Origin of the sequence: Pantoea sp. EEL5, from assembly GCF_049892805.1 — a bacterium.
Taxonomy (GTDB): Bacteria; Pseudomonadota; Gammaproteobacteria; order Enterobacterales; family Enterobacteriaceae; genus Pantoea; species Pantoea ananatis.
Genome location: NZ_JBNDNJ010000003.1, coordinates 127,143 through 144,707, shown reverse-complemented (window position 1 = coordinate 144,707; position 17,565 = coordinate 127,143). Strand labels below are relative to the sequence as shown.

The 17,565-nt window shown below is 52.0% G+C and carries 16 protein-coding genes; 7 read left to right on the top strand and 9 right to left on the bottom strand.

The annotated features are described in order from the left end of the window. The first annotated feature begins 109 nt into the window (after positions 1-109). A complete protein-coding gene (locus ACPXSQ_RS14950) occupies positions 110-1,078 on the top strand; it encodes a LysR family transcriptional regulator (protein ID WP_426144124.1) in 969 nt (322 codons plus the stop codon). Here the strand turns inward: ACPXSQ_RS14950 and aroD are convergent. From aroD to leuL, 9 genes are all read right to left on the bottom strand, one after another. Further along, positions 1,041-1,796, bottom strand: a complete 756-nt coding sequence (aroD, locus tag ACPXSQ_RS14945; protein ID WP_072138563.1) for a type I 3-dehydroquinate dehydratase — start codon at positions 1,794-1,796, stop codon at positions 1,041-1,043. The genes ACPXSQ_RS14950 and aroD overlap by 38 nt on opposite strands. Before the next feature lie 21 nt (positions 1,797-1,817). Continuing rightward, on the bottom strand, positions 1,818-3,032 hold the full coding sequence (locus tag ACPXSQ_RS14940) for an MFS transporter (protein WP_072138564.1): 1,215 nt from the start codon (positions 3,030-3,032) through the stop codon (positions 1,818-1,820). 11 nt (positions 3,033-3,043) lie between these two features. After that, entirely contained in the window at positions 3,044-3,907 is an 864-nt protein-coding gene (locus ACPXSQ_RS14935; RefSeq protein ID WP_013024595.1) for a shikimate dehydrogenase, read from the bottom strand. Between the two features lie 10 nt (positions 3,908-3,917). Then, on the bottom strand, positions 3,918-5,951 hold the full coding sequence (locus ACPXSQ_RS14930) for an FAD-dependent oxidoreductase (RefSeq protein ID WP_072138565.1): 2,034 nt from the start codon (positions 5,949-5,951) through the stop codon (positions 3,918-3,920). A 395-nt stretch (positions 5,952-6,346) separates the two neighbouring features. Beyond that, positions 6,347-6,952, bottom strand: coding sequence for a 3-isopropylmalate dehydratase small subunit (gene leuD, locus ACPXSQ_RS14925; protein WP_015700963.1), 606 nt, complete (start codon positions 6,950-6,952; stop codon positions 6,347-6,349). A gap of 10 nt (positions 6,953-6,962) precedes the next feature. Further along, positions 6,963-8,360 (bottom strand): 3-isopropylmalate dehydratase large subunit, encoded by a 1,398-nt coding sequence (gene leuC, locus ACPXSQ_RS14920; RefSeq protein WP_014606594.1) that lies wholly within the window; start codon positions 8,358-8,360, stop codon positions 6,963-6,965. 4 nt (positions 8,361-8,364) lie between these two features. Next, the gene (gene leuB / locus ACPXSQ_RS14915; RefSeq protein WP_013024599.1) at positions 8,365-9,456 is read right to left on the bottom strand and encodes a 3-isopropylmalate dehydrogenase; all 1,092 of its coding nucleotides are present in this window, start codon (positions 9,454-9,456) and stop codon (positions 8,365-8,367) included. A gap of 2 nt (positions 9,457-9,458) precedes the next feature. Then, positions 9,459-11,021 carry a 2-isopropylmalate synthase gene (gene leuA, locus ACPXSQ_RS14910; protein ID WP_014606593.1) on the bottom strand — a complete coding sequence of 521 codons (1,563 nt, stop codon included), beginning with the start codon at positions 11,019-11,021 and terminating at the stop codon, positions 9,459-9,461. Between the two features lie 88 nt (positions 11,022-11,109). Then, entirely contained in the window at positions 11,110-11,193 is an 84-nt protein-coding gene (gene leuL, locus ACPXSQ_RS14905; RefSeq protein WP_109707008.1) for a leu operon leader peptide, read from the bottom strand. Positions 11,194-11,926: 733 nt separating this feature from the next. Between leuL and ilvI the strand changes: the two genes are divergently transcribed. The 6 genes from ilvI (at position 11,927) to ftsL (ending at position 17,565) form a co-directional block, all read left to right on the top strand. Next, on the top strand, positions 11,927-13,651 hold the full coding sequence (gene ilvI, locus ACPXSQ_RS14900) for an acetolactate synthase 3 large subunit (RefSeq protein ID WP_014606592.1): 1,725 nt from the start codon (positions 11,927-11,929) through the stop codon (positions 13,649-13,651). A gap of 2 nt (positions 13,652-13,653) precedes the next feature. Further along, positions 13,654-14,145, top strand: a complete 492-nt coding sequence (gene ilvN / locus ACPXSQ_RS14895) for an acetolactate synthase small subunit (protein WP_014592909.1) — start codon at positions 13,654-13,656, stop codon at positions 14,143-14,145. 196 nt (positions 14,146-14,341) lie between these two features. Beyond that, complete coding sequence (gene cra / locus ACPXSQ_RS14890; protein WP_013024603.1) at positions 14,342-15,352, top strand: catabolite repressor/activator; 1,011 nt, start codon at positions 14,342-14,344, stop codon at positions 15,350-15,352. Positions 15,353-15,845: 493 nt separating this feature from the next. Beyond that, entirely contained in the window at positions 15,846-16,304 is a 459-nt protein-coding gene (mraZ, locus tag ACPXSQ_RS14885) for a division/cell wall cluster transcriptional repressor MraZ (RefSeq protein ID WP_014592911.1), read from the top strand. A 2-nt stretch (positions 16,305-16,306) separates the two neighbouring features. Then, a complete protein-coding gene (gene rsmH, locus ACPXSQ_RS14880; RefSeq protein WP_014606590.1) occupies positions 16,307-17,248 on the top strand; it encodes a 16S rRNA (cytosine(1402)-N(4))-methyltransferase RsmH in 942 nt (313 codons plus the stop codon). After that, positions 17,245-17,565 carry a cell division protein FtsL gene (gene ftsL, locus ACPXSQ_RS14875; RefSeq protein WP_013024606.1) on the top strand — a complete coding sequence of 107 codons (321 nt, stop codon included), beginning with the start codon at positions 17,245-17,247 and terminating at the stop codon, positions 17,563-17,565. The genes rsmH and ftsL overlap by 4 nt, the downstream gene beginning before the upstream one ends.

Sequence of the window (17,565 nt, the reverse complement as noted above, 5' to 3'; positions counted from 1 at the left end):
TTATAGCATTTTTTAAGCGTCATTAATTTTGACCTGAGTACATAATTAGTCCTTTTAACGGTGATAAAGTAGCGATAGCAGATTTACTTTTCATTCAAAGGCAAATGCCATGAACCTCAAGCAACTTTATTATTTTAAACTCCTGTCAGAAACGGAGCATTACACGGAAGCGGCATCCAGTCTTTTTATCACCCAGCCCTCTCTTAGCCATGCTATCGCTGAGTTAGAAAAGGAGTTAGGCGTTTCACTCTTTTTCCGTCAGGGCAGAAATGTAAGGATTAGTGAAAGTGGGAAATGTTTTTTACCCTATGTTGAGACAGCACTGTCGGCACTGGAAAATGGCAGGGATAGGCTAAAAAACAATCACCTTCTGTGCCGGGAAAATATCCGAATTGGGTTTATCTATACAATGGGAGAATATGTTATTCCGCAAATTATCAACAATTACTCCCAACACTTTCGTCATAATGATGTGACATTCTCTTTTAAACAGGGGACGTCAGTTGCGTTGTTGCAGTCACTCAAAGCGGATAAGGTTGATATGGTCATCTGTTCGCGGATTGGCGACGATCCTGATATTGAATTTATCCCGGTTATTGAACAAGAATTAGTGGTAGTGACAGCGAAAGATCATCCGTTAGCGCGTCTTCACGAAAGCGACGTTGATTTAGCGGAAACCATCCATTATCCCTATGTCTATTTTTCAGAAAGTAGTGGGCTACGTCCGTTTATTGACGACATCTTTCACCAGCAAACGCTGTCACCGGATATTGCCTGTTATGTGGAAGAGGATTTAGCAATGGCCGGGTTGGTCAGTATCGGCTATGGTATTGCCATCATGCCAAGAATTGCGGCGCTCACGCACTACAATCTCCATATCCTGACGATCAAAAATTCGCTTCCACCGCGTTATATTTGTCTGGCGACAATTAAAACAAAAATGCTTTCACCGGCGGCGCTGAGGCTAAAAAACTTTATTATTACTCACAGTGATGTCGCCAGGAAACATGCCCAAAGCGCGGCTTTGGGCATGTCCGCCGCTAGGAAAGCGTCTCCATCATCTCCCGCAGTTGTGTAACGGCGATTTGCCCTGGTGCCGAGGACTGGCCCAGGGTGCCAAACGTCATTGCGGAACCGAACAGGCGTCCGGTGACCCGACTGACTCCGCCCATTTTTCCCATCGACATCGTGATAAGCGGCCGCGTTGCGTAGTGCTCTTTCATTAACAGGGTCGCAGACAGCAGCGTCAGCACATCCTGAGGTGTTTGAGGCATTACGGCAATCTTGGGCAGGTCTGCACCTAAATCCTGCATGCGACGTAACCGGTAAATGATCTCTTCCTTCGCGGGCGTTTGGTGAAAATCATGATTACTCATAATGACCTTAACACCTGCGTTATGCGCCTCGCTTACCAGCGAACGGATGCGTGACTCATCGTTAAACAACTCAATATCAATCACATCAGCCAGCCCGCTTAAGGCGGCCGCGCGGTTGAGCGCGAAGTATTGGTCATCACTGATGTCCATTTCGCCACCTTCTTTTTTACTGCGGAAGGTAAAGAGCAGCGGCGTTTCCCCAAGTTGCTGACGAATGTCGGCCAGCGCCAGCAAGACTTGCTTCTCGTCTTTACCCTCGATGAAGTGGTCGACGCGCCATTCGATAATGTCTGCCTGTGCGGAAGTCAGTAACTGTGCTCTGGCCTGAAGCTCCTCGCGAGTGCGGCCTGTCAAGGGCACACAAAGCCGCGTTTGCCCTGCCTGAAAGACGATGTTTTTAACCCTAACCGTTTGAGTCATAGTCATTCCTGTTTTAACTGTTCAACTAGCCGCTGTAGCGGACTGACGGCGTGTTTCCGCACAATGACGTTGAAATTGGCGGGAAGCGATATAAAGCGCAAGGATAAAACCTGTCACCGCAATAATCAGATCAAACCACATGATGCTGGCGATACTGGTTCGTGAGAGATGCGCTGTAAATAAAGGGATGGTAAAGCTGGCCAGACTGCCGGCGGTATAAAACACGCCTGTCGCAAAGCCTTTCGCTTGTGGAAAACTCATCGCCATAATCGTTGCACCCAGTTGCATAACGCCGCCCGCGGCCGCAAACCCAAATACGAACGCAAAACCGGTAACAATCAGTGGTGTTGGATAGAGGCAGACGATCAGCAGTGAGAGGGCCGACAGGAAGGTGTAAATGACCATCGCGATGGCTGAGCTCAACACTTTTTTCACCATGACCGCAGTGACGAATACGCAGGTCAGCGATCCTGCCGTGTAGATACTGAGTAACTTCACCGATGCGGTGTAGGGCATGCCCGCGACAAACTGCCCATACTGTGCCAGCCATTGGCTCACCAGATAAAACGTCGCCATGCTGATATAGCCGTAAAAGGTGAACACAACCATATCCAGCTGATACAGACGACTACGCGGTGGCGCGGTCACGCTGGCTGATGTTTCCGAGACTTTCTGTACCCGGTGATCGGGAAACGGCATTTTGATCAGGTAGATTCCGCTCATCGTCATTAAGGCTGCTGCCAGAACGAATGACCAACCAAACCACAAATCCGCCCAGATAAGCAGGCTAATGATAAACGGCAATAAAAATTGTCCGGCGGAGACAAACGCTTTTATCAGCACGTTAGCGCGGCTGGCGTAGTCCGGGAAGGCCTCCATCAGCGCCGGATAGGTGGCAGAATCAAGGAAACTGTTAGCCATTCCTGCCAGCACGCCAAAGAAATAGGCCGTATAAATATCCCGGGTAAACAGGATACCGATGAAAAAGGCCACGTAACTGATGATGCCAAAATAGACAAAAGGCTTACGGCCAAAACGATCCGACAGAAAACCCGTAACGATGGTAATCAGTTTGCCAATGCCCAGTGAGGAAATCACAATCGATACGCCCGCCGCATCGGTATTCCATTGTGCCTGCAGGTTAGCCATGTTGAGAGTGATGACCAGCACGCCCATGCCATGAATGAGGTAATTGAGATACAGCCCGGCGGCGGTGGGAATATACTTGTTTTTCATCTCAGCCATCCTCAAAAAAGGATGTTTTTGATGTGATCAACCGGCATCGGTTTTCCCGTCCAGATTTCGAACGCGCTTGCGCCTTGCCACAGCATCATGCCGAGACCGTTAATAATACGGCAGCCTTTTTTCTCGGCCGTCTCAAGCAAATGTGTTTTACGTGGGATATAGACCACATCGGAGACAATAAGCTCAGGACGCAGGAAGCTCTCGTCGGGAAGCAGCATCTGTCCTTCAAAGGGTTTCATGCCGACGCCGGTCGCATTGGTCAGAATAACGCTGTCGTTAATTTCAGCACGCAAACGATCGTGGTCGTCGAGGTCAAAAAGGTGAATCTCACAGTCAGTATGGGCGCGAATCTTCGCAACGGTTTCCTGGGCATTTGCAAAGAATTTATCGCGTTGGTTAAAGACCGAGATCGCCTTAACGCCATCCAGGGCGGCCTGAACGCAAATGGCCGTTGCCGCACCGCCCGCGCCCAGAATCGTCATCTTTTTGCCCAGAATATCGATGCCCTCTTCAGCGAGGGCGCGCATATAACCTGTCCCATCCGTGATGTGCCCGGTCAGCACGCCGTTATCATTGACGACGGTATTCACCGCGCCCACAAGCTGTGCTGCGGGAGACAACTTATCCAGATAGCGGCAAACCTCCGTCTTATTGGGCATGGAAACATTGCATCCGCGCAGCTTCAGCGCACGAAAACCCTGCACCACCTTCTCCAGTTCCGCAGTGCCGACCTCAAAAGCCAGATAAACATAGTCCAGCCCAAGGTGCGCGAAAGCTTCGTTGTGCATGGTTGGCGACATGCTGTGGCGAATGGGGGTGGCGATCAGCCCAATCAGCTCGGTATGCCCGGTAATACGTTCTGCCATGATAGTGTCCTCAGTAAGTTAAAAGTGGAATGCTTGTCGCTTCGTGGCTGCCCAGTGCGCCAGTCTCTTCCAGGGCATCCAGTACGTTGCGTCCTTCGCGTACACCATCAATAATTCGCCGGGCTTTCAGGCTGTCGCCGATGTTCATTATTTTGATATGTCTGGCGGTGGCCCAGCGCTCAACGGCCTCGAAACCGCTGCGGTTGGGGCACATCCCCAGACAGATAAAGCCGTAGTCGAAGGCGATGTCGAAGGTGTGGTGGGCGTTTTTAACGCGGAAGCGATCGGGTTTGACCTCAATGAGCTGCGTGTCCATGTGTTGTTCTACCTGGTGCTGTTCAAGCAGCGCTAACATGGCACTCTTTGTGATGATGTCGAGGTCGCGTCCTGGTGAATTCTGCATTTCAATCAGTACTGCTTCAGCGCCCCGGGTGGCAAAATACTCGATGACATCCAGTCCAACGGCACCGCCGCCGACCACGGCGATACGTTTGCCTTGCAGAGCGCTGAATGTATCCAGGTGTTGAATCATGCCCGTAATCGTGAACACGACGCTGCCGGGGCGGTCGATCGTCTCATGTAATCCCGCAATGGGCGGCAGCAGGGGGACAGAGCCCGTGGCATTAACAATTAAGTCGGGACGCAGAACCTCAAGCTGCTCGGGCTGAACCTGTTGTCCCAGATGCAGTTGCAAATTCTCCAGCCGGGCCATACGGTTGCGCAGGAATTGCGGAAAATCGGCAATACGTTTTTTTTCGGGTAATCGTGCGATCTCGACAGCCAGCCCACCGATATGGTTTTTGGCTTCGAACAGCCAGGTCTTGCACCCTACCTCTGCGGCGGTGCAGGCGGCTTCGATGCCTGCCGTGCCAGCCCCGATCACGACGACACGCGTCGGTCGCTTGACCTGGCGCTGCTTATAAGCGTCGCCATGGATGATATCGGGGTTAACTGAGCAGCGAAGGGGAAGAGAGCGGGCGATGCGATGGTCGGCGCATCCAATATTGCATGAGATACACTTACGCATCGTCTCCTCATGCCCACTCTGTACCTTTTGTACCCAATCCGGTTCAGCAATCAACCCACGACCAATGGCGATCAGGTCTGCGTCACCCTGAGCAAGAATGTCTTCAGCAAGTTGCGGGGTGCGAATATTGCCTGCGACAACGGTGGGCTTATTAAATCTGGTGCGAACGGCACGTGACAGATAGCGTTTCCAGCCATCCTCTTGAGACATTTGGTCTATCTGTAAATACAGGTTGTCATTCTGCGCCGCTGACACATTGATGATGTCGACCTTTTCCTGACAACGTTCAAGAATGTGTAGCGAATCTTCCAGCGTGTTTCCGCCTTGTAAGAAATCATCCGCGCTGATACGCAGGCTGATGGGGAACATCGGTCCCACGCAGGCCCGAACTTTGTCGACAATCAGGGTTAAAAAGCGCGACCGATTCTCGATATTGCCACCAAATTCATCAGTACGCTGATTAAACAGTGGAGATAAAAACTGACTGATTAAATAAGAGTGACCGGCATGAATCTCTACGCAGTCAAAATTGGCGCGTCTGATGCGTTCTGCTGCGTCGCCAAATTTGTCAACCGCCCGATATATTTCCTCATGCGTCATCGGACGGGGAATATTACCATTCTTTTTGGAGGGGACCGCGGAGGCGGAAATGGGCATTTCCCCATTGAGGCGATAGGCATAGGCTGATGCACCGGCGTGGTTTAACTGGATGGCGACACAGGTTCCATGTTTATGCAACGTCTCGGTAAGTTTGTATAAGCCAGGAATATACTGATCATTATCAATGCGCAGTTGTGTGGTGCCGTTCGACGCGAAGGGAAAATCCACACAAATATTCTCAATCGTAATGAGCCCAGTGCCGCCCCTGGCACGAAGTGAATAGTAATCAAGCTGTTCCTGAGACACTTCGCCATTCAGACTGGCCAGGTTGGTGCCCATTGGCGGCATGATGACACGGTTTTTTAACGTCATTCCGTTGATTGTGAGCGGGGTAAACAGGTGAGGATAAGCGTGCATACAGAGTCTCCACAAAAGATCCGACAGCCAGGCTGAGACGATCTCGATGTGTTTTGCGTTAATCTTTATCTGTGGCGATGATAGCGAGGGAGAATGAGCGGAAATAATGCTTTTTTTTCTACAAGCTATAGGTGAGCTCTATGGAGTTAACGATCAAATAACATAAAAATGAAAATGATATTAATTAAATCAGCAAGCCATTTACGTCTTGTGAAAAAAGAGAAGGGAAAGTTGAGAGGAAAATGATGCGAGTCAAAATATCAACGTTGTTGCTGAATAAATAACAGGAGTTCTGCAATAAAATAAATCGCGATTAATTGTTTTAGCGCAGTTTTTGCCAGATGAAAAAAAGCCCGAACGGCAGAGCCGAACGGGCTGGTTACATTATTTACGCGTTAACGCATAAAGGCAGGCTGGTTACTTTCGTAAGCCGAGATCGCGCTTTCGTGCTGCAGCGTCAGGCCGATACTGTCCAGCCCGTTCAGCATGCAGTGACGACGAAAGTCATCAATCTTAAAGCTGTAGGTGTTGTTGCCCGCTTTCACGACCTGCGCTTCCAGATCCACTTCGAAGTGGATACCCGGATGCGCATTCACCAGCGTAAACAGCTCCTCCACCTGCTCATCGCTCAGCGTAACCGGCAGCAACTGGTTGTTGAAGCTGTTGCCATAGAAAATATCGGCAAAGCTGGGCGCAATCACGACTTTAAAGCCGTAATCGGTCAGTGCCCAGGGCGCATGCTCACGTGACGAACCACAACCAAAGTTTTCCCGCGTCAGCAGGATAGAAGCACCTTTATACTCCGGAAAGTTGAGCACGAAATCCGGATTGGGTTCAAGGCCGTGATCGTCCAGGAAACGCCAGTCATTAAACAGGTGGGCGCCAAAGCCTACGCGGGTGACTTTCTGCAAAAACTGCTTTGGAATGATGGCATCGGTATCGACGTTAGCGGCGTCCAGTGGAACCACCAAACCAGTATGTTGGGTAAATTTTTCTGCCATGATGGTGTCCTTATGTCAGGCTGCGAATGTCGGCGAAATGGCCATTAACGGCGGCAGCGGCGGCCATTGCCGGGCTAACCAAATGCGTCCGTCCGCCACGGCCCTGGCGGCCTTCAAAGTTACGGTTACTGGTTGAGGCACAGCGCTCGCCGGGGTTCAGACGGTCGTTGTTCATGGCCAGACACATTGAGCAGCCGGGCAGGCGCCACTCAAATCCTGCTTCAATAAAGATCTTATCCAGCCCTTCCGCTTCGGCCTGTGCTTTAACCGGGCCTGAACCCGGCACCACCAGTGCCTGAACGCCAGGCGCGACCTTACGCCCTTTGGCAATCGCGGCGGCGGCACGCAGATCTTCAATGCGTGAGTTTGTGCAGGAGCCAATAAAGACTTTATCAATGCTGACATCGGTCAGTTTGATGCCGGGTTGCAGATTCATGTAAGCCAGCGCTTTCTCCGCAGAGGCGCGCTCGACCGGATCGGCAAACGAAGCCGGATCGGGAATCTGCGCATCCACCGCGATCACCTGGCCGGGGTTGGTTCCCCAGGTCACCTGCGGTGCAATCTCTTCCGCATGCAGCGTCACCACGCGGTCAAACTTAGCGCCTGGGTCGGACTTCAGCGTGCCCCAGTACTCAACGGCCTGCTCCCATTTTTCACCTTGAGGTGAAAACTGGCGACCTTTCAGGTAAGCGAAGGTGGTCTCATCCGGGGCGACCAGACCGGCTTTTGCGCCCATCTCGATAGCCATGTTGCACAGCGTCATGCGGCCTTCCATGCTCAACGCTTCAATCGCCGAGCCACAGAATTCAACAACGTGGCCGGTACCGCCTGCGCTGCCGGTTTTACCAATAATCGCCAGTACGATATCTTTCGCCGTAATGCCCGGCGCAACCGTACCTGTCACTTCAATCTTCATGGTTTTGGCACGGCCCTGTTTCAGGGTTTGCGTGGCAAAAACATGCTCAACCTCTGACGTACCAATACCAAAGGCCAGTGAACCAAAGGCACCGTGCGTCGCCGTGTGGGAATCGCCGCAGACAATGGTCATGCCGGGCAGCGTCATGCCTTGCTCTGGCCCAATCACATGCACGATGCCCTGGAACGGGTGATTCAGGTCATACAACTGCACGCCGAATTCGGCACAGTTTTTCATCAGTTCCTGCATCTGAATACGCGCCATTTCACCCGAAGCATTAATATCTTTGGTCTGGGTGGACACGTTGTGATCCATGGTGGCAAACGTCTTTGAAGGCTGACGAACTTTACGACCGTGGGCACGCAAGCCATCAAAGGCCTGTGGCGAAGTCACCTCATGAATCAGATGACGATCGATATAGAGCAACGGTGTTTCATTCGGCGCTTCGTGAACGACATGTGCATCAAATAACTTCTGGTATAAGGTTTTCATTTTATTATTTTTCCTCGGCGATAAAGCGGGCAATGATGCTGCCCATCTCATCTGTGCTGATCGCAGGGCCGTCACCGGCCAGGTCTTTGGTGCGATAGCCTTCCGCTAACGCCCGGCTGATGGCGCGCTCAATAGCGGCGGCGGCGTCATCGGCATTCAGGCTGTAGCGCAGCAGCAGCGACAGTGACAGGATCTGGGCAATGGGATTAGCAATATTTTGCCCGGCGATATCCGGCGCCGAGCCGCCAGCCGGTTCATACAGGCCAAAACCGTCTTCGCTCAGGCTGGCGGACGGCAACATGCCCATTGAGCCGGTGATCATCGCGCACTCGTCTGACAAAATGTCGCCAAACAGGTTAGAGCACAGCAGCACGTCGAACTGAGAAGGATCTTTGATCAACTGCATGGTGGCGTTGTCGATGTACATGTGGCTCAGCTGAACATCGGGATAATCTTTCGCGATCTCGTTCACGATTTCCCGCCACATAACGGATGTTTGCAGCACGTTAGCTTTATCGACAGAGGTGACTTTATTACGGCGCTTGCGGGCGGACTCGAAAGCCTGACGCGCAATGCGTTCGATTTCAAAACGATGATAGACTTCGGTATCAAAAGCGCGCTCGTGCGGGCCGCTGCCTTCGCGTCCTTTCGGCTGACCAAAATAAATGCCGCCGGTCAGTTCACGTACGCACAGGATATCGAAACCGCGTGCTGCGATATCGCTGCGCAAGGGACAAAAAGCTTCCAGGCCGCTGTAGAGCGCCGCAGGACGCAGGTTGCTGAACAGCTTAAAGTGTTTACGCAGCGGCAACAGCGCCCCGCGCTCGGGTTGAGAGGCCGGGGGCAGGTGCTCCCACTTAGGGCCACCTACCGATCCAAACAGGATTGCGTTGGCCTGTTCGCAGCCTGCAACGGTAGCCGGTGGCAAGGGTTCGCCGTGACGGTCAATGGCGATACCACCGACGTCGTACTCACTGGTGGTAATACGCAGGTTAAAACGCTGACGAATCGCATCCAATACTTTGATAGCCTGGGCCATCACTTCCGGGCCGATTCCGTCGCCCGCCAGTACTGCGATATGTGAAGAGTTTGACATGATTACACCGTTTCCTTCTGATCTTTAGACTTGCGCTGTAACTCTTTCTCGACCTGTTTGGCTCGCCAGATGTTGTTTAATGCGTTCACCATCGCTTTGGCAGAAGACTCGACGATATCCGTCGCCAGACCGACGCCGTGGAACTTACGATTGTTGTAGCCCACCACGATATCAACCTGACCCAGCGCATTCTCGCCGTGGCCTTTTGCCGTCAGCTTGTAATTAACCAGCTCTGCGTTGAACTGGGTAATTCGGTTAATGGCCTGATAAACCGCATCAACCGGACCGTTACCGGTCGCCGCTTCTGATTTCGTTTGTTCGCCGCAGCCCAGATTCACCGACGCGGTGGCCGTGATACTGGAGCCTGACTGCACATTGAAATCATTCAGTTGGAAAAATTCAGGCTCTTCGTTTTGTTTATTAATGAAAGCCAGCGCTTCCAGGTCGTAATCAAACACCTGACCTTTCTTGTCCGCCAGTTTCAGGAAAGCGTCATACAGGGAGTCCAGATTGTATTCGCTTTCTGTGTAGCCCATCTCTTCCATACGATGTTTTACCGCTGCGCGGCCAGAACGGGATGTCAGATTAAGCTGAATTTTGTGCAGGCCAATGGATTCTGGAGTCAGGATTTCATAGTTTTCACGGTTTTTAATGACGCCGTCCTGATGAATGCCCGAAGAGTGGGCAAAGGCGTTAGAACCGACCACCGCTTTATTAGCCGGGATTGGCATGTTGCAGATCTGACTAATCATCTGGCTGGTACGATAAATTTCCTGATGGTGAATGTTGGTGTGAACATTCATGATCTGCTGACGGGTTTTAATCGCCATGATCACTTCTTCCAGTGCGCAGTTACCGGCGCGCTCACCTAACCCGTTCAGCGTACCCTCCACCTGACGCGCGCCAGCCTGCACGGCAGCAATCGCGTTGCCGGTCGCCATACCTAAATCATCATGGGTATGAACAGACAGGATGGCTTTATCGATGTTTGGCACGCGGTGAATTAACTGGCTGATAATGTTGGCGTACTCGTTTGGCAAGGTGTAGCCAACGGTATCCGGAATGTTAATGGTGGTGGCACCGGCATTAATTGCGGCTTCGACCATGCGGCACAGGTCGTCAATCGGTGTACGGCCACCGTCTTCGCAGGAAAACTCCACATCGTCCGTGTAGTTACGGGCGCGTTTCACCATGCGCACCGCACGTTCAATCACTTCAGGCAGGGTGCTGCGCAGCTTGGTGGCAATGTGCATGGGTGAGGTGGCAATAAAAGTATGGATACGGAAGGCCTCGGCGACGCGTAAAGACTCGTAGGCGGCATCAATATCTTGTTCAACACAGCGTGCCAGGCCGCAAACCCGGCTGTTTTTAATCGTGCGTGCAATGGTTTGCACGGATTCAAAATCACCCGGTGAGGACACAGGGAAACCGACTTCCATAACATCAACGCCCATACGTTCCAGCGCTAACGCAATTTGCAGTTTTTCTTTCACACTCAGGCTGGCTTGTAATGCCTGTTCACCATCACGCAGAGTGGTATCGAAAATAATAACTTGCTGGCTCATCGTGTTCATCCTTTTGCGTTTCTTGCCTTGCAACGAGCATAAAAAAACCCGCGACAGGCGCGGGTTTTTAACTTTTAGCAGGTTCGAATCAGTGTTTGATTTCGCCCACAAGTCTACCGCGCAGATAAGTTGCGTTTAGTAGTAGACCTGATAGACGGAAAGAACGTGACATGTTTCAAACCTCGTGAATTTTTTGCTGCCTCTATTGGTACTGGAATCGCCAATCAATGTCAACCATAAGCGAAGGGTTATTTTTTTGTCACAGTAAAGAAAAATGTTCTGACATTTAACGCCTGCGCAGAGTATTAAACGAGACCCTTTGCACGCGCGGCGTTTAGTGCCGACGATCCGGGCCTGAAGGGCTACGGTGATGGAGTAATGCAATGAAATATAATGATAATTTACTGTCGTGGCATTATTTTACCCAGGCGGTTTTGTTTAAAGGCAGCATAATCGAATGTGCATGACGCGTTTATAAGAGACTTACGCCATAAAAGTGCCCGACCAAAACACGGCTGCCTGAAGGCCTGCATCATATGTTTTTTTTATTTCTTAGATACGGCTGGAAAAAATATCAATCCCAGCATTTTCCTCTGCTATTAACAGACGTATTTAGTTTAATAATCGTAAGCCAAAGTTGGCGAGCAGAGCCTTTGTATCCTGTGCCCTTTAATAAAAGGCGTTTGGCGTTTGCCAGCCCGTTTTTCTGCGGTTATGGTAATCGACCTACTCTTAGAAAAATAACCCAGCAGAATTCTCTGTATCGGGACAGCAGAAATGAATTCTGCTGTCTTTGCAAAAACATAAGGTTTTGATCTTAATTGGCGAATAGCAGGGCAGGATGCATGTGGCTAGCGGGAAAGCAGTCGTCAGTAGATTCAGTTCCTCAAGCCGGGAGGCAGAAAATGGAGATGTTGTCAGGAGCCGAAATGGTCGTCCGGTCGTTAATCGATCAGGGCGTTAAGCAGGTATTCGGTTATCCGGGTGGCGCAGTGCTCGACATTTACGATGCGCTGCAGACCGTCGGCGGTATTGATCACGTTCTGGTTCGTCACGAGCAGGGCGCCGTGCATATGGCCGATGGCCTGGCTCGCGCAACCGGCGAAGTGGGCGTGGTGCTGGTAACGTCGGGTCCGGGCGCAACCAATGCGATCACCGGTATTGCGACGGCCTATATGGATTCTATTCCGTTGGTTATTCTGTCAGGTCAGGTGCCTTCATCCCTGATCGGCTACGACGCCTTCCAGGAATGTGACATGGTCGGTATTTCCCGTCCGGTGGTGAAACACAGTTTCCTGGTGAAAAATACCGAAGAGATCCCGACGGTACTGAAAAAAGCCTTCTGGCTGGCATCCACGGGGCGTCCTGGACCGGTAGTTATCGATCTGCCAAAAGATATTCTCAATCCTGCCAATAAGCTGCCTTATCATTATCCGCAGGAAGTGAGCATGCGCTCCTATAATCCGACGATTCAGGGGCATAAGGGCCAGATCAAGCGTGCGTTAAACACGTTGCTGGCAGCGCATAAGCCGGTGATCTACGCCGGAGGCGGCGCGATTACCTCTTCGTGCGAAGCCGAACTGCTGCAGCTGGCCGAGCGCCTGAATATTCCGGTTACCACGTCATTGATGGGGCTGGGCGCGTTTCCCGGCAGTCATCGTCAGTGCGTAGGCATGCTTGGCATGCATGGCACCTACGAAGCAAATATGACCATGCACAATGCCGATTTGATCTTCGGGGTGGGCGTCCGTTTTGATGACCGCACCACGAACAATCTGGCGAAGTATTGCCCGAACGCTACCGTGATGCACATCGATATCGATCCTACTTCCATTTCAAAAACGGTGGCGGCCGATATTCCGATCGTTGGGGATGCCAAACAGACGTTACAGCAAATGCTCGAACTGCTTGACCAAAGCGAAGCGAAGCAGCAACTGGACAGTCTGCGCGACTGGTGGCAGTCGATTGAAACCTGGCGTGGTCGTCAATGCCTCGAATACGATCGCACCAGCGACAAAATCAAACCGCAGGCGGTTATCGAAACCATTTGTCGTCTCACCAACGGGGAGGCCTATGTGACCTCGGATGTGGGTCAGCATCAGATGTTCGCCGCCCTCTATTACACCTTCGATAAACCCCGTCGCTGGATCAACTCCGGTGGTCTCGGCACCATGGGCTTTGGCCTGCCTGCCGCACTGGGGGTGAAAATGGCCCTGCCTGACGAAACCGTCATCTGCGTTACGGGCGATGGCAGTATTCAGATGAACATCCAGGAGCTCTCTACCGCACTGCAGTACGATTTGCCGGTGTTGGTGCTGAACCTGAATAACCGTTTCCTGGGCATGGTGAAGCAGTGGCAGGATATGATCTATTCTGGCCGCCACTCTCAATCCTATATGGAATCGCTGCCTGATTTTGTTCGTCTGGCAGAAGCCTATGGCCACGTGGGTATTGCCATTAATCATCCCGCTGAGCTGGAAGAGAAGCTGGCCATGGCGCTGGAAACCCTGGCGACAGGACGGCTGGTCTTTGTTGACGTCAACGTTGACGGCAGCGAGCATGTTTACCCGATGCAGATTCGCGGTGGCAGTATGGACGAAATGTGGTTGAGCAAAACGGAGAGGACATAATTATGCGTCGCATTTTATCGGTTTTGCTGGAAAACGAATCCGGCGCATTGTCTCGCGTAGTGGGCCTGTTTTCACAACGCGGCTATAACATTGAGAGTCTCACCGTTGCGCCCACTGACGATCCTACGTTGTCACGCATGACGATTCAGACCGTGGGCGACCAGAAAGTGCTGGAGCAGATCGAGAAGCAACTGCACAAGCTGGTCGATGTACTGCGCGTCACGGAGTTGGGGCAGGGCGCTTACGTTGAACGTGAAATTATGCTGGTGAAAATTCAGGCAACGGGCTATGGCCGTGAAGAGGTAAAGCGCAGCGCCGAAATTTTCCGTGGACAGATCATTGACGTCACGCCTTCGCTTTACACGGTTCAGCTGGCAGGGACGAGCGACAAGCTGGATGCCTTTTTGAACACCGTCCGGGAAGTGGCGGAAATTGTTGAAGTAGCCCGCTCGGGGATTGTGGGCGTGTCTCGTGGTGAGCGCATTATGCGTTAATGACGCACTGGTAGCCTCAGCGAAATTTGCAACCCGGCGAAATGCCGGGTTTTTTCTTTTTAATGCGTAAGACAGCCAACCATCGGAAAAGCGGTTGCTACGCGCACTTTTCTGCTGTTAGATGTGCTAGAAAGGATGTCCATAGCTTATCTGCGGATTAACGATCAGCTTAAGCCTGTTTAATGGTGGGGTTACAGTGAAACTGGATGAAATTGCGCGTCTGGCGGGTGTATCGCGCACCACGGCCAGTTACGTTATTAATGGGAAAGCACGGCAGTATCGTGTCAGCGACAAAACCGTTGAGAAAGTCATGGCGGTGGTGCGCGAGCACAATTACCATCCCAATGCGGTAGCGGCAGGTCTGCGCGCCGGTCGCACGCGCTCGATTGGGCTGGTCATCCCCGATCTGGAAAATACCAGTTACACGCGTATTGCTAACTACCTTGAACGCCAGGCCCGCCAGCGCGGCTACCAGCTGTTGATCGCCTGTTCTGAAGATCAGCCCGATAACGAGATGCGCTGTATTGAACATCTGCTGCAACGCCAGGTTGATGCGATTATCGTTTCAACGTCGCTTCCGCCCGAGCACCCTTTTTATCAGCGCTGGATTAATCACCCGCTGCCGATTATTGCGCTGGACCGGGCGCTGGATCGCGAACACTTTACCAGCGTGGTGGGTGCCGATCAGGATGATGCCTTTGCGCTGGCTGCTGAATTGCGTCAGCTTAAAATCAGTAATGTGCTGTTTATGGGCGCGTTACCTGAATTGTCGGTCAGTTTTCTGCGCGAGCTGGGCTTCAGAGATGCCTGGAAAGAGGATGAGCGCCCGATAGATTACATTTACTGTAACAGTTTTGAACGCACTGCCTCCGCAGCCCTGTTCGAAACCTATCTGGAAAATCATCCAATGCCAGATGCGCTTTTCACCACTTCTTTTGGCCTGCTGCAGGGCGTTATGGATGTTACGCTGAAACGTAACGGCCGCTTACCGGCCGACCTGGCGATTGCCACCTTCGGCGATCATGAGCTGCTGGACTTTCTTGAATGTCCGGTCCTGTCTGTGGGTCAACGTCATCGTGATGTCGCCGAACGGGTGCTGGAATTAGTGTTGGCTTCTTTAGATGAGCCCAGAAAACCCAAACCCGGTTTAACCCGAATTCGTCGTAATTTATTACGGCGGGGACAATTAAGCAGAATTTCTAAATAAAATCAGGGCAGCAATGCGTCTGCCCCTGACTATTACCTGCTGTTTTTAAACTCTTTCCTTACAAAGTAAAAAAGCGTCAGCGCTAATCATCTATGCTAACAAATTAACTTAACAGACCATTCTTGTTTACTTACAACTTAGCCGCTGTTTAAAACCCCCGTCCGCGCGCGTGCCGCTGTGCATCCTTTAAGAAATCCCCTAAAATGCGTCCCCTGTCTCAAAACGACGCGCCGCCGTTCGGCCGGAATAAGCGCGCTAATTTTAGCCATGCTGTTTCGGGGCAGGTTTTTTTATTCAGTTATTCATTAGTTTAATTTTGATTAATCATCTTTTGGCGTTTTGAAACCTTCCCAGCGTTAATTCCCGCCTCGGTAAATAATCATATTCACCTGCCGCTCCGGCTTGACAATGATTTCCTACGATCCTTAAACTCGTTTTGTGGTAAAAAGTGGGATAAAGTGGTGTTATTGGGTAATTGAGGGGTGAGACTGGCATGTTCCGTGGAGCAACGTTAGTCAATCTCGACAGCAAAGGACGCCTGGCGGTACCAACCCGCTATCGCAATTTGCTGAACGAGGAATCACAGGGGCAGATGGTGTGTACCATCGACCTCCACCAGCCATGCCTGTTGCTCTACACCTTGCCCGCCTGGGAAATCATTGAGAAGAAGCTGGCGAGTCTTTCCAGCATGAATCCTCTGGAGCGCCGCGTGCAGCGCTTGCTGTTGGGGCATGCCAGTGAATGTCAGATGGACAATGCGGGCCGCTTACTGGTGGCGAATACGCTTCGTCAGCATGCAAATTTAAGCAAAGAAGTGATGCTGGTTGGGCAGTTCAACAAGTTTGAACTGTGGGATGAACAGACCTGGTATCAACAAGTCAGGGAAGATATTGACGCAGAACAGTCAGCTCAGGCGCCTTTATCTGAGCGGTTGCAGGATTTATCGCTATAGCTATGCAGGAAAATTACAAACACACCACCGTGCTGTTGGATGAGGCGGTTAATGGCCTCAACATCAAGGAAGACGGAATCTACATCGACGGCACTTTTGGTCGTGGCGGTCACTCACGCTTAATTTTGGCGCAGCTTGGCGCCAGCGGAAAGCTCATCGCCATTGACCGTGACCCGCAAGCTATCGCCGCGGCGGCTGAGATAAAGGATCCGCGCTTTTCCATTGTTCACGGCCCTTTTTCCGCCCTGGCGGACTACGTGGCAGAGCGTGAACTGGTTGGGCGCATCGACGGCATCTTGCTGGATCTGGGGGTTTCGTCCCCGCAGCTGGATGATGCTGAACGTGGCTTTTCTTTTATGCGCGACGGACCGCTGGATATGCGAATGGATCCAACGCGGGGCCACTCTGCCGCCGAATGGTTAATGCAGGCGGAAGAAGCCGATATCGCATTTGTGCTGAAAACGTATGGGGAAGAGCGTTTTGCAAAACGCATCGCCCGCGCCATCGTCGAGCGCAACCGTGAACAGCCAATGACGCGCACGAAAGAGCTGGCAGAGGTGATCGCCGCGGCCACGCCGATTAAAGACAAGTTTAAACATCCGGCCACCCGCAGCTTCCAGGCGATTCGGATCTGGATTAACAGCGAACTGGAAGAGATCGATACCGCCCTGAAAGGCGCGGTCGAGGTCCTGGCTCCACAAGGGCGTTTGTCCGTTATTAGCTTCCATTCGCTGGAAGACCGTTTAGTAAAACGCTTTATGCGCGATCAAAGCCGGGGTCCGCAGGTGCCGCGCGGACTGCCAATGACCGAACAGCAGCTCAATGCGCTGGGCGGTCGTCAGTTAACGTTACTGGGCAAGATGGTACCGGGTGACGCCGAGGTGAAAGAGAACCCCCGTGCGCGTAGTTCCGTTTTACGCATCGCGGAGAGAACCGACGCATGATCGGCAACGAAAGGCACAGCCTACCCGGCGTTATCGCCGGGGATATTTTGCGCAAAGGCAAAATTCCGCTGCTGTTGCTGATTGCTGTACTGGTTTCTGCCGTGTTGGTGGTCACCACTACGCATAAAACGCGCCTGTTAACTGCCCAGCGAGAGCAGCTGGTGCTGGAGCGCGATGCGCTGGACATTGAATGGCGCAATTTGATTCTGGAAGAGAACGCCCTTGGCGATCACAGCCGCGTTGAGCGGATCGCCACCGAAAAGCTGCAGATGCAGCACGTTGATCCTTCGCAGGAAAACATCGTGGTGCAAAAATAA